Raw genomic sequence first — 12,864 nt, forward strand, 5'->3', positions numbered from 1 at the left:
TCATGCCCAGAGATCTACGCCGTTTTATTGCTCTGCTGGAATCCCGTGGTCAGCTCCGCCGCATTTCGGCAGAAGTGGATCCGGATCTGGAAATTGCCGAGATTGCCGATCGCCTCTTGGCCTGCGGTGGGCCGGCGCTGCTGTTTGAGCGGGTGAAGGGATCCTCAATGCCGCTGCTCATCAACACCCTGGGCACGGTGGAGCGCATTTGCTGGGCTTTGGGAATGGAGCAGCCTCAGGATCTGGAGGAACTGGGGAAAAAGCTGGCCCTGCTTTACCAGCCGCGGCCACCGCGGAGCTTTGCCCAGGCGGTGGAGTTGGGACAGGCGCTGCTTAGCGTCTTCAAAGCGAGACCCAGCCGGGATCTGATCCCTCCCTGTCAGCAGGTGGTGCGGCGGGGAGAGGAAGTGGATCTCACCCAATTGCCCCTGTTGCGGGTCTACCCCGGCGATGCCGGACGGGTGCTGACCTTGGGCCTGATGGTAACCAAAGACCCGGAAAACGGGATCCCCAACGTGGGGGTGTACCGCCTGCAGTTGCAAAGCCGCAACACCATGACGGTGCAATGGCTGTCGGTGCGGGGGGCGACTCGGCATCTGCGCAAAGCGGCGGCCCTGGGCCAAAAGTTGGAGGTGGCGGTGGCGGTGGGGGTGGATCCGGTGGTGATTCTGGCGGCGGCCACACCCCTGCCGGTGGATCTGTCGGAGTGGCTGTTTGCCGGTCTCTATGCCGGAGAAGGGTTGCACCTGGCCCAGTGCAAAACGGTGGATCTGCAGGTGCCGGCCCATGCTGAGATCGTTCTGGAAGGCAGCATCACCCCTGGGGAAGTGGCCCCCGATGGGCCTGCCGGAGATCACATCGGCTACTACGGCCCCCGCAACGAGCAGGCTCCTCTGATTCGCTTCCACTGCCTGACCCACCGCCGGGATCCCATCTATCTCACCACCTTCAGCGGCAAGCCCCCCAAAGAAAACGACATGATGGCGCTGGCCCTGAACCGCATCTACACCCCCATCCTCAGGCAGCAGGTGCCGGAGATTGTAGATTTCTTTTTGCCGATGGAGGCGCTGGGCTACAAAGCAGCCATCCTCTCCATCGACAAGGCCTACCCTGGCCAGGCGCGGCGGGCAGCCCTGGCCTTCTGGAGCGCTTTGCCCCAATTCAGCTACACCAAGTTTGTGATCGTGGTGGACAAGGATATCAATGTGCGGGATCCACGGCAGGTGCTCTGGTGTCTGTGTTCGCGGGTGGATCCGCAGCGGGATGTGTTTATTCTGGCGGACAACCCCTTTGACACCTTGGACTTTGCCACCGAAAAACGGGGTCTGGGGGGCAAGATGGGCATTGATGCCACCACCAAAATTCCCCCAGAAACCGATGCTCCCTGGCGGGATCCCCTTGCTCCAGATCCGGAGGTGGCCCGCTTGGTGGATCGCCGCTGGGCAGAATATGGTCTGGCGGATCTCGATGGGCAGCCGGCGGATCCCCGCCTGTTTGGATACGATCTCTAGGCCCGCAGGGCCTCAATGGGATCCAGTTGCGCCGCTTTGCGGGCCGGGAAAATGCCAAAGACTAGCCCAATCCCAGTGGACAGGGAGAACGCCACTCCCACTGCCACCCCATCGACTTGGGTGGCCAAGGGGGTGAACACCTGCACCGCCACCAGCAGGCCGCTGCTGAGGAGGATCCCGAGCACCCCCCCGGTCACGGCAATGAAAATCGCTTCGGCGGCAAACTGCTGCAAAATCTGCCGGCTATCCGCCCCAATCGCCTTGCGCAGCCCGATTTCATGGGTGCGTTCCGCAACCGAGATAAGCATCACATTCATGATCCCCACCCCTCCCACCAGCAGGGAGAGGGCCGCCGTGCCCGTCAGCAGCACCCGCAGCAGGCTCAAAATCCTGGCCGACCCATCCAGGAGCACCTTTTGGTTGCGGATGATGAAGTCATCTTCTCCCACCAATTGGTGCCGCTGGCGCAGCAGGTTGCGGATTTGGAACTCGGCAGCAGGCAGATCGGCTTCAGAGCGGGCCGAGACGAAAATCGCCGTCAGCTCTGTGCCGTAGGGGGAGCGTCGCCCGACCAACTGATTGGCCACCACATCCACCGGCAGAAACACTCCGGCATCGCTGTTGCCAAACACCGTCGGCTTCGAGCGCAAAGTGCCGATCACCTCGAAGGGCAAGTTGTTCAGTAGGACGGTCTCCCCAATGGCAGCGGCAGGGTCCAGGCCGAACAACTGGCTGGCGGCATCGCTGCCCAGCACCACCACCGGGCGCTGTTCCTCGATATCCGAGGGCAAGAGGAAGCGGCCTGCCTCGATCTCTAAGTTCAACACCGACAAATACTCCGGCCAAGTGCCGGTGGCCTCGTAGCGGCGATCCACTCCACCTCGCACCGCGCGCACATTGGTGCCCAGGCTGGGGACGGCTGCTGACACGGCAGGCACTTCCGCCGCAATAGCCCGTACATCCTCCAAGGTGAGGGGGCGGATGTTGCCGGCATCAGCTAGGCCCAAGTTGGCCGAAAAGACGATCAGCAAGTTGGTGCCCAGAGAGCGAAATTGATCCACTGCCATCTCTTGGGCAGCATAGCCAAATCCGGCAATGGCCACCACCGCCGCATTGCCGATGAGGATCCCGAGCATGCTCAGCCCGGTGCGCAGGCGATGTCGTCGCACCATTTGCCAGGCCATTTTGGCCGCCGTTGCCAGGCTCATGGCTGTTGCTCCGCTCTTTTAATCAAAGTCTCTAGGTTCACCCCAGGAGGCAGGGCAGTAAAGACCCGATCCCCTGCCTGCAGACCGGAGAGGATCTGGGTAACTCCACCCTGGGTAATGCCCGTTTCCACGCGGCGATATACAGGTCGCCGGGTTTGGGGATCCAGCAGGAGCACGCCTTCCTGGCTTTCCTCCCGGAGGATAGCCACTGAGGGCACCGTCAGAGCCTGAGGCTGGGGATCCCCAATGAAATCCACCGAAACAGTCATGCCGGTGCGCAAAAAGTCGGCCCCAGGCTCCGGTTCAACGAAGACCCGAAAGACGGTTACCTCCCGCACCACCACGGTAGCAGGCGCAATCCGCTTCACCCGCCCCTGCACTACGCGGTCGGGGTAGGCCAGGGAGCGGATCTCCACCGGCTGGCCCACCCGCACCTGGGCAATTTGGGCTTCTGGCACTTCTGCCCGCACCTCAATTCCCTGGGCCAGCGCCAAAATGGAACTGGAAGAAGCTGCGGTGGCATCGGAAGTTGCTGTTGTGGGAGCTACAAAGGATCCCACCTCGGCAAAGCGCTGCACCACCACACCGGAAAAGGGGGCGCGGACTTCGGTGTCAGCCAACCGGGATTGCCGTTGGGCCAGCTCGGCTTGTGCCTGGGCAATTTGGGCTTGAATCTGCTGTAGGGTTTCCGGGCGGCTCCCCAGTTGCAATCGCTCCAACTCCTGTTGAGCAGCTCGTAAATCCGCTTGCGCTTGTTCCAGGCGGGCCAAGCGTTGATCCAGCTCGCTGCGGGCTACCACCCCCGCCTGCACCAGGGCCTGGATGCGCTCTAACTCCCTCTGAGCCAAGTCCACCTGCGACCGGGCAGCATCCACCCTGGCCTGGGCCGCCGCGATCACCTGGGGGCGCTCTCCGGCCTGTTGCTCCGCTAGACGGGCTTGCAGCTCTTGAATGCGGGCTTGGGCTTGGCGAATGCCGCTGGCGAGATCGCCGTAGTCCATCCGGGCCAATAACTGCCCTGCCACCACTTCATCTCCCTGATCCACCAACAGTTCCGCCAGGCGACCCGACTCGCGAGGGCTGACATTCACCTGGCGGAGCGGCTGCACCTGGCCGCTCACCCGCAGGCGTTGGGTCAGATCCACCACTTGAACCGGTACCGTCAATCTTTCCAGCCGTTCTGCCCTCTGCTGCTGAAGCTGACGCTGGATCAGGAGACCGCTGCCCCCTAGGCCGGCCAACAGCAAGCCCAGGAGCATCCAGCCGAAGGGAAATCTCTGGCGGCGGGGTTTGCTTTGCGGCAGAGGCTGCTCTGCAAGCTTGGGAGTAGACAGGGATCCCGTCTTGGGCTCATCGGTGTGCAGGATCACAAAAGTCTCCCGTTTGTAACAAAAGCTTTATCTTTGTCTAGCCTATTGGAAAAATGGGGGAAGCGTAAACACAGTCTCCCACCTCTTGAGCTCTATGTCGGCCAGCTCTGTACAAAAAACAGCGACGATTGTTACCATGGTTAGCTGCCGGTAGCGCGGGAAGGCCATGAACGTTCGCATCAACGCTGAGGAGATCATCCGCTCCATTGAAGCTGCCCAGATGAAGCCGGATCTGCCGGAGATTCGGGTTGGGGATCAGGTACGGGTGGGAGTTCGCATCCAAGAGGGGGGCAAGGAGCGGGTACAAGCCTTTGAGGGCACGGTCATTGCCATGCGCCACTCCGGCATTAACCGCACCATCACGGTGCGCAAGGTTTTCCAGGGAATCGGCGTGGAGCGGGTTTTCCTCATTCACTCCCCGCGCATCGAGTCGATTCAGGTGCTGCGGCGGGGTAAAGTGCATCGGGCCAAGCTGTTCTATTTGCGGGATCGGGTGGGCAAAGCCACTCGCATCAAGGCTAAGGCAGAGAGCCCAGATAGTTGAGGAACAGCTCCTCTGAAAATTAGGTGTACCTGCTACACTGGGTAAGCGGGTGTGACCCTAGGCCAATGCGTCCTTAGTTCAGTTGGTAGAACGTCGGTCTCCAAAACCGGATGTCGGGGGTTCGAGTCCTCCAGGGCGCGCTAACCATCAGACCCCCTGCGGCGATGGCTTCAGGTGGGGACACCTCATCCAAGGTGGTTTTTGCAGCCATGAAGTCCGTCAGTGTACCCAACCTACTCCCTGCGCTGCTGCTGGGGCTGCTGTTTTGGCTAGGGATCCCTATCTGGCCTGGATCGGGTGTGGTGGCAACGGCAGCGAGCAACAGGGTAGATCACGAGATCGATCGACTGTTTGAGGAGGCCTTTGCTGCAACTCAGAGGGGAGATTTTGCCCAGGCGGAAGCCCTGTGGACTCAACTGTTGCAGATCCAGCCGGACAACCCGGCCCTGTGGAGCAACCGGGGCAATGCCCGTGTCAGCCAGCACCAACTGCAGGCAGCTCTGGAGGATTATGCTGAGGCCATTCGTTTGGCCCCTGAGGCACCGGATCCCTATCTCAACCGAGGGGCTGCTTTGGAGGGGTTGGGGCGGTGGCAGGAAGCAATTGCCGATTATGAGCGGGTGTTGCAGTTGGATCCCAACGATGCGGCGGCCTACAACAACCGTGGCAATGCGGAAGCAGGGCTGGGCCAATGGCAACAGGCCTTGGCTGACTACCGCCGCGCCACAGAATTGGCTCCCGACTACGCCTTTGCTCAGGCCAACTATGCTCTGAGCCTCTACCAGGTGGGCGAAACAGAAGCTGCCCTGCGCTTGATGCGGGCTCTGGTGCGCAAGTACCCGAAGTTTCCAGATATGCGGGCTGCTCTCAGTGCCATCCTTTGGGTGCAGGGTCGGCAAGGAGAGGCCGAAAGTCATTGGGTGGCTGTGCAAGGACTGGATCCCCGCTACGCCGACCTGGAATGGGTGAAAACCGTCCGCCGTTGGCCACCGGCGATGGTGGCAGCTCTGGAGCGTTTCCTTTCTCTCAAGTCGTGAGGATCGGGATCGCGTCGGAGATACCCTGGGCCTTGACTCTGCGCATTGACGAAACAGTTGCTGGGGATCCCCGCAGCCAGAGTCTCAGGTTACATCCTGTCTGGGGGTATGGAGATTGCTAGATTGGGATCAAGCCGAGGGCCGATTCCAGCAGCAGGCTTAACCCAGAGCCAAGAGAGCGCAGAGGGATCCCGGAGCCTCTCGGTAGACTGTGAAAAAGACTGTGTAAAGGATTGCTTCCTGCGACACCTTGTCGCTTTCTTCTTCGTCTGTTTCAGTCCTATCGCGGCGCGTGGTATCAACGTGAGTGCAATGGCTTGTTTCTCTCGCTCTTCTTCCTTCTTCCCTGATGGGAGAGGGAGGCTGCGAAATCACTGGAGCTGGGCAGGGCTGTTGCTCATGGTTCTGCAGCTTGGGCAACCCGCCGTGGCTCAGACGGAAACCCGAGTTTGGAGCGGAACCGGCCAAATTTTGAGCGGCCAGGGGCAGGGGGCGACGGTGCAATTGATCTTGGAAACGGGTGGCGGGCGTATCTGGAGCCAATCGGGGCCGGCCTTGGATGCACCCTTTTCCGGCGGCCATATTTCGGTAACCAGCGGTGATGGCACCTGGCAAATTCAATCGCAAGGGGATCAGTTGTTGGTCACCTTCTACCGCGGCGAGCAGATCATCCGCTGGCAACTGCGGCCCATGGGCGAGATCCCCAGCTCTTCCCCTTCTGCGCCATCCAGCTCCCTGAGCAGTGACTCCGCCCAGCCTGTAGCGTTGCCTGTCCAAGAGCTGGTGATTCCAGTACTGAAGAATTTGCCCGGCAACCCCTGAGGGATCCCTGCCCCGCCGGTTCTCGACCCATGAAACCTGGTGCGTTGGCCGCTGGGGCTATCAAACCTGTGGCCACTGGAATGGGCTGGGATGATTTTGGGGGCGGTGGGCCTGGGGATCCTATCCCATCGGCAGTTAGCCCGCCTGTTGTTTAGCTGAGCAGCGGGACACAGAGCAGGGGCAGTTGAGCTGCTGCCGCCGCATCCAGCAACCACAGCAGCCGTCCTCTGGGGTTTACGCGCTGGCAGGGTAGGTGGGCCTCGGTGGTCAGCGCCTCTTTCACGATGGGGGCTTTGTTCGCTCCGGTTACCAGGAACACCACCTGGGCTGCCTGATTGAGGACGGGATAGGTCAAGGTTAGACGCGGCTCCTGCCCTTTTTGCCCCACCGTCACCCAGCGGTGCTGCACCTGCAGAGCGGCTGTGTCGGGAAACAAGGAAGCTGTGTGGCCATCTTCCCCCACTCCCAGCCATACCAGGTCGAGAGAAGGGCACTCTGTACCGAAAATCTGCCGCAGGGTCGCCTCGTATTCGGCAGCATCGCGAAGGGGATCCCCCGCTTGGGTGGGCATAGGGAAAACTTGAGCCGCCGGGATCCCGATCTGCTGCAGCAGGGTTTCTCGTACCATACGGTAGTTGCTTTCAGGGTGATCCGGGGGAACATAGCGCTCGTCTCCCCAGAACAGCCAGGTTTGTTGCCAAGGGATCCCTGGGGTTTGGGCCAGGGCAGCATACAGCTTCTTGGGGGTGCTCCCTCCCGCCAAGGCCACCGTAAAGCGTCCCCGCTCGCGAATGGCAGCGGCTGACCGAGCTTGCCAAATCTCGATGGCCCGTTGGATCAGGACGGATCCCTCTGGAAAGATCTCCAACTGGAATCCCTGCATACACCGAAGCCCTACTGCCGACCTATGCTGGGTCAGCCGACCTGCACCAACACTTTACCGAAGGGATCCCCTAAGCGGGGCAAACACTAGGAAGCCACCGCCAGCTCTTTGGCTTCTGCCCGAATTTGCTCGTAGAGGGCGCGCAGCTTCAGGCCCACGATGATCTGAATCAGACCAGAGCCATTGCGGGATCCCGGGTATTCTGGGTGCTTGCGCAACAGTTCCGTCAGCTCGCCATAGTAGCGGGTGGACAGGTTGCTCAGGTGGTTCTCGATGTAGATGACCTCTTCCAGCTTGTCGAAGGTGCCGTCGATCTCCAAAATCGAGACTGGGTGCTCGAAGTAGGTGGAAGGGCCGTAGTGAAGGCGGATCCCTGGATAGGAACAAGTCAGCTTTTTGCCGCAGGGGATCCAATCGATGGTGGAGCCTTCGTCAAAGAGATAAACATGGTCGAAGTACTTCACCCCTTCCCGCTGGATCAGCCGCACCCGCAGTACTTTGTGCTCTGGATCCAGCTCCGGCAACAACTGGGTAGGCAAAACCTCAATGACGGCATCGGCGTACTGCTTCTGCACATCGACATAGGCTTCAAAGTCCGGGCGGCGAGCCTCGATTGAGCGCAACACATCTTCGTAGGTGTGGCCCCGCTCGGCCATGTCCCGCTTCACTTTCCAAGCAATCTTGATCTCCGGGGCCAGATCCAAGTACACCTTAAAGTCCAGCAGCTCGCGCACCCGCTCGTCATACATGGGATGCAGCCCCTCCAGGACGATGATGCGGTTGGGCTCCACCAGCTCCGGCGGGTCAATCATCCCCGTCTCGTGGTTGTAGATGGGCTTCATCACACTTTGGCCGTTCTTAAGCGCCTTGGCCTGCTCGTACATCAGGTCGAAGTTGTTGGCGCGGGGATCCAGCGCCGTGATGCCCTTCTCTTTGCGCTGGTAGCGATCCAAGGAGTGATAGTCATCCAGACAGATGGTGGTAATCAGATCCCGGCCAAATAGATCCCCCAGCCGGCGTAAAAAGGTGGACTTGCCACAGCCAGAATCTCCGGCGACACCAATCATCACAACACGATCAGGACTGCTTGCCATGGGAACTCCTTGGGGACGGGCAGGGCAAAACTGAGAAAAAGGCTCTAGAAAGTTACCAACTGTTACGGTCTTGCATGATACCAAATGAAGCCGTTACATCACAAGCCGCTGGCAGGCCAGAGAGGTGGGCACCCTAAGCAACAATTTAACAAAAAATCCATATTTTTGGCCGATGAGCTTGGCCGGGATTATTTTTCCGGGGTTGCCGCTCTCAGGACGGCCTGGGGGGCTGGCGAAGGTCGTCTGCTTCTCCTCTGACAAGTTCCATTTGAGCAGCCGGGCTGCTGTGGTGTTTGCTATTTTGCTATATGTAAACTCATTTCCTCCCAGTGCCAGGAGCAGATCGCAGGTATGGTTGCCAGCGCAGAAAAGCGAGAGGTTGTCGTCAATCTGTATCGTCCCAACGCACCGTTGATCGGCCACTGCGTGGAGACCTACTCCATTGTCGGTGAAGGAGCACCCGGACTGACTAAGCACATTGTGCTCAGCTTGCCGGATCCCAACTACCGCTACCTAGAAGGGCAAAGCGTTGGCATCATTCCTCCTGGCGAAGATGCCAAGGGCAAACCCCACAAGCCCCGCCTCTACTCGATCGCTTCCACTCGCTTTGGCGATGATGGGGAGGGGCGCACCGTCTCTTTGAGTGTGAAGCGGGCCGAATATGTCGATAAAGAGACGGGCCAACCGGGGGTGGGGGTCTGCTCCGGCTTCCTCACCGATTTGAAGGCAGGCGACGAGGTGATGATCACGGGGCCATCGGGGAAAACCTTCCTACTGCCCGAAGATGAGAATGCCAACCTGATTTTGATCGCCACCGGCACCGGCATTGCCCCTTTTCGCGCTTTCATCAAGCACCTGTTTGAAGAGGATCCCAACTATCAGGGCAAGATCTGGCTGTTCTTTGGGGTGCCCACCACTTCCACCTTGCTCTACCACGGGGATCTGGAGGCCTGGAAAGCCCAGTACGGGGATCGCTTCCGCGTCGATTACGCCATCAGCCGCGAGCAACAAACCCCCGATGGCAAGAAAATGTACGTGCAAAACCGCATGGCCGAGTACGGCGCCGAGCTGTGGGAGATGCTGCAACAGCCCAACACCTACACCTACATCTGCGGCCTCAAGGGGATGGAGGACGGGATCAACAACGTCATGGGGCCTTTGGCCGAACAAGCCGGTCAGGATTGGAGCAAGTTCCAGAAGGAGCTGAAGAAGGCGGACAGGTGGCACGAAGAAACCTACTGATCTCTGCTTGTCGGGTTTTCAGAGCCAAAGGGATCCCGCTCCTCTGCAAGGTGCCGGATGAGGCTATCCGTACCGTGTGGTCGATGGGCAATAGTTTGTGGCACAGGCTGGGCAGCTAGGGGACAAGAATGTGGTGCAGGAGCTCCTTTCCCGAAGTGCTTCGTGAAACTCGTGACCAGAGCCTTGCCCGAGAGCTGTGCTCCGCCGGCGCGATTGGCGTGGGGAGTATGTCAAAATGCTTCTATCTCCCAGCGTATGCGCTTTTTTCCCAGGAGCATCGAACCGTGGACGCGCGCTACAATCCCCAGGCCATTGAGAGCAAGTGGCAAGCCCACTGGCGTGAAATCGGGCTGGATCGCACCCCAGAGCTGAAGGACGGGAGCCGCAAATTCTATGCTCTGTCCATGTTCCCCTATCCCAGCGGCAACCTGCACATGGGGCATGTGCGCAATTACACCATCACCGATGTAATTGCCCGCCACAAACGAATGCAGGGATACGCGGTGTTGCACCCGATGGGCTGGGATGCCTTTGGCCTGCCGGCGGAGAATGCCGCCATCGACCGGGGGATCCCACCGGCCAAGTGGACCTACCAAAACATTGCCCAGATGCGGGATCAGTTGCAGCGGTTGGGCCTGTCCTACGACTGGGAGCGGGAGATTACCAGTTGTTCGCCGGACTACTACAAGTGGACGCAGTGGATCTTCCTGCAATTTTTGCAGGCGGGCTTGGCCTACCAGAAAGAGGCGGCGGTGAACTGGGATCCGGTGGATCAGACGGTGCTGGCCAACGAGCAGGTGGATGCGGAGGGGCGTTCCTGGAGATCCGGCGCCCTGGTGGAAAAGCGCATGCTCAAGCAGTGGTTTTTCAAAATCACCGCCTATGCCGACCAACTGCTGGCGGATCTGGAAAAGCTCTCCGGCTGGCCGGAGCGGGTGCGCACCATGCAGGAGAACTGGATTGGCCAATCGGTAGGGGCCAAGGTGATTTTCAAAACCGAGGCAGGGGACGAGCTGGCAGTGTTCACCACCCGGCCCGATACCCTCTGGGGGGCCACCTTCATGGTGATGTCGCCGGAGCACCCCTTGGTGGACAAGCTCACCACCGCCGAGCAACTGCAGGCCGTCAGAGCCTATCAAGCCCAGGCCGCTGCCCGCAGCGAGATCGAGCGCAGCGCCGAAGACCGGGAAAAGACAGGGGTTTGGACGGGATCCTACGCCATCAACCCCGTTAACCAAGAGCGGATCCCCATCTGGATTGCCGACTATGTGTTGATGGGCTACGGGACGGGGGCCATCATGGCTGTGCCTGCCCACGACCAGCGGGATTTCGAGTTTGCCCGCAAGTTCGGCCTGCCCATCAAGCGGGTGGTGCAGCCGCCGGAGGGTTCTCCGGCCTCAGCGGATCGCGCCAGCGGGACGGAGTCCTCAGAACTGCAGGCTGCCTGGACGGGGGAAGGGGTGATGATCAACTCTGGCCCCCTAGACGGGATCCCGGTGGGCAAAGGCCCAGGGCAAAGCGTGGAAAGAGCCATCGCCTGGCTGGAAGCCCAGGGGCTGGGGGAAAAGCAGATCAACTACCGCCTGCGGGATTGGCTGATCTCGCGGCAGCGCTACTGGGGTTGTCCCATCCCGGTGATCCATTGTCCCCACTGTGGCATTGTGCCGGTGCCGGAGAAGGATCTGCCGGTGCTCTTGCCGGAGGATGTGGAGCTGACGGGGCGAGGGGGATCCCCGTTGGCCCAGTTGGAGGACTGGGTGAAGGTGAAGTGCCCCACCTGTGGCGCGGAGGCTCGCCGGGAAACCGATACCATGGACACCTTCATCTGCTCGTCGTGGTACTTCCTGCGCTTTAGCGATGCCCGCAACGACCAAGAGATCTTCCGCAAAGACCAGGTGAACGCCTGGCTGCCGGTGGATCAGTACGTGGGCGGCATCGAGCACGCCATCCTGCACCTGCTCTATTCCCGCTTTTTTACCAAGGTGTTGCGGGATCGGGGGCTGCTGGATTTTGACGAGCCGTTCTCGCGTCTGCTCACCCAGGGGATGGTGCAAGGGCGCACCTACTACAACCCCAACAAGTCCGGCAAGGATCGCTGGATCCCGGCAGCTCTGGTGAAGGATCCCAACGACCCGCGGGATCCGGAAACGGGCGAGCCCCTGCAAGTTATCTACGCTACCATGTCCAAGTCCAAGGGCAACGGCGTGGATCCTGAGGAGGTGCTGGCCCACTACGGGGCGGATACGGCCCGCATGTTTATCCTCTTCAAGGCCCCGCCGGAGAAGGATCTGGAGTGGGACGATGCCGACGTGGAAGGGCAATTTCGCTTTCTCAACCGCGTCTGGCGGCAGGTGTACGAGTTTGTCGTTCGCGGTGGCGGGACGGAGTCCTGGCGGGGCAGGGTCTCAGAGCTGTTGCCGGCCAAGGTCGAGGTGGGATCCCTGACCAAGGCGGAAAAAGATCTGCGCCGGGCCATCCACACCGCCATCAAGGAAGTCAGCGAAGATCTGGAAAACGATTATCAATTCAACACCGCCATTGCCGAGCTGATGAAGCTGAGCAATGCTCTGGGGGAGGCCGGGATCCCGGATTCGCCGGTCTATGCAGAGGGGATCCGCACGCTGGTGTTGCTGATGGCGCCTTTTGCCCCCCATATTGCGGAGGAGCTGTGGCAGGCGCTGGGGGGCGCAGACTCGGTGCATCGGCAGTCTTGGCCCAGCTATGACCCGGCAGCGCTGGTGGCCGACACGGTGACCATTGTGATTCAGGTGAACGGCAAATTGCGCGGCTCGTTTGAGGCCCCTGCCGAGGTAACGCCGGAGGAGCAGGAACAGTTGGCCCTTCGGTCAGAAGCAGCGCAGAAATACCTGGAGGGGGCAACACCCAAAAAAGTGGTGGTGGTGCCGAAAAAGCTGGTTAACTTTGTCCTCTAACGGCGGGCCTGGCCAAAATGTTCCGCACTGCTGACACGAACGGGATCGGGGCTTTCACCAAATTTTCGGGCTGGAGGCCCGCACCATAGCCGCAGGCTTGGTGTCGGGAGGAAAGCCCGCCTCCTTATAGGTTTGCTGGTCAAAAGTCTGGATAAACTACAATAAGCCCATGAGCCAGACTATCTCTGTACGTTGCAAGCTGATAGTCCCACAAGAGTTG

Annotated in this window: 10 protein-coding genes and 1 tRNA gene; 7 read left to right on the plus strand and 4 right to left on the minus strand. The window is 60.3% G+C overall.

What is annotated here, in order from left to right; all coding sequences use genetic code 11:
* Positions 1-2: 2 nt before the first annotated feature.
* Positions 3-1,511: a UbiD family decarboxylase gene (locus ACVWZU_RS10880; RefSeq protein WP_457444863.1), complete on the plus strand. Its 1,509-nt coding sequence runs from the start codon at positions 3-5 to the stop codon at positions 1,509-1,511.
* On the opposite strand, the gene ACVWZU_RS10885 is transcribed toward ACVWZU_RS10880, so the two are convergent.
* Positions 1,508-2,719: an ABC transporter permease gene (locus tag ACVWZU_RS10885; protein WP_414351827.1), complete on the minus strand. Its 1,212-nt coding sequence runs from the start codon at positions 2,717-2,719 to the stop codon at positions 1,508-1,510. The genes ACVWZU_RS10880 and ACVWZU_RS10885 overlap by 4 nt on opposite strands.
* Positions 2,716-4,089: an efflux RND transporter periplasmic adaptor subunit gene (locus ACVWZU_RS10890; protein WP_457444865.1), complete on the minus strand. Its 1,374-nt coding sequence runs from the start codon at positions 4,087-4,089 to the stop codon at positions 2,716-2,718. Before ACVWZU_RS10890 ends, ACVWZU_RS10885 begins: the two co-directional genes overlap by 4 nt.
* 166 nt (positions 4,090-4,255) lie before the next feature.
* Here ACVWZU_RS10890 and rplS point away from each other — a divergent pair, with 166 nt between their 5' ends.
* The 4 genes from rplS to ACVWZU_RS10910 all read left to right on the plus strand — a co-directional run bounded on the left by rplS (position 4,256) and on the right by ACVWZU_RS10910 (position 6,492).
* Positions 4,256-4,633: a 50S ribosomal protein L19 gene (gene rplS / locus ACVWZU_RS10895; RefSeq protein ID WP_457444867.1), complete on the plus strand. Its 378-nt coding sequence runs from the start codon at positions 4,256-4,258 to the stop codon at positions 4,631-4,633.
* 67 nt (positions 4,634-4,700) lie between these two features.
* Positions 4,701-4,773 (plus strand) — tRNA-Trp (locus ACVWZU_RS10900).
* A 69-nt stretch (positions 4,774-4,842) separates the two neighbouring features.
* A complete protein-coding gene (locus ACVWZU_RS10905) occupies positions 4,843-5,670 on the plus strand; it encodes a tetratricopeptide repeat protein (RefSeq protein ID WP_457439839.1) in 828 nt (275 codons plus the stop codon).
* 399 nt (positions 5,671-6,069) lie between these two features.
* Positions 6,070-6,492 carry a hypothetical protein gene (locus tag ACVWZU_RS10910; RefSeq protein ID WP_414344534.1) on the plus strand — a complete coding sequence of 141 codons (423 nt, stop codon included), beginning with the start codon at positions 6,070-6,072 and terminating at the stop codon, positions 6,490-6,492.
* Positions 6,493-6,643: 151 nt separating this feature from the next.
* Here ACVWZU_RS10910 and pgl read toward each other — a convergent pair whose 3' ends face one another.
* Both pgl and ACVWZU_RS10920 read right to left on the minus strand, forming a co-directional pair.
* Positions 6,644-7,375 carry a 6-phosphogluconolactonase gene (gene pgl / locus ACVWZU_RS10915; RefSeq protein ID WP_457444869.1) on the minus strand — a complete coding sequence of 244 codons (732 nt, stop codon included), beginning with the start codon at positions 7,373-7,375 and terminating at the stop codon, positions 6,644-6,646.
* Between the two features lie 86 nt (positions 7,376-7,461).
* Positions 7,462-8,469, minus strand: coding sequence for a phosphoribulokinase (locus ACVWZU_RS10920; RefSeq protein ID WP_011434422.1), 1,008 nt, complete (start codon positions 8,467-8,469; stop codon positions 7,462-7,464).
* Positions 8,470-8,820: 351 nt separating this feature from the next.
* Between ACVWZU_RS10920 and ACVWZU_RS10925 the strand changes: the two genes are divergently transcribed.
* Together ACVWZU_RS10925 and leuS are read left to right on the plus strand one after the other, a co-directional pair.
* Positions 8,821-9,711 carry a ferredoxin--NADP(+) reductase gene (locus ACVWZU_RS10925; RefSeq protein ID WP_414388625.1) on the plus strand — a complete coding sequence of 297 codons (891 nt, stop codon included), beginning with the start codon at positions 8,821-8,823 and terminating at the stop codon, positions 9,709-9,711.
* 284 nt (positions 9,712-9,995) lie between these two features.
* The gene (gene leuS, locus ACVWZU_RS10930; RefSeq protein WP_457444872.1) at positions 9,996-12,644 is read left to right on the plus strand and encodes a leucine--tRNA ligase; all 2,649 of its coding nucleotides are present in this window, start codon (positions 9,996-9,998) and stop codon (positions 12,642-12,644) included.
* Positions 12,645-12,864: the final 220 nt, after the last annotated feature.

Source organism: Thermostichus sp. MS-CIW-26, from assembly GCF_054059115.1.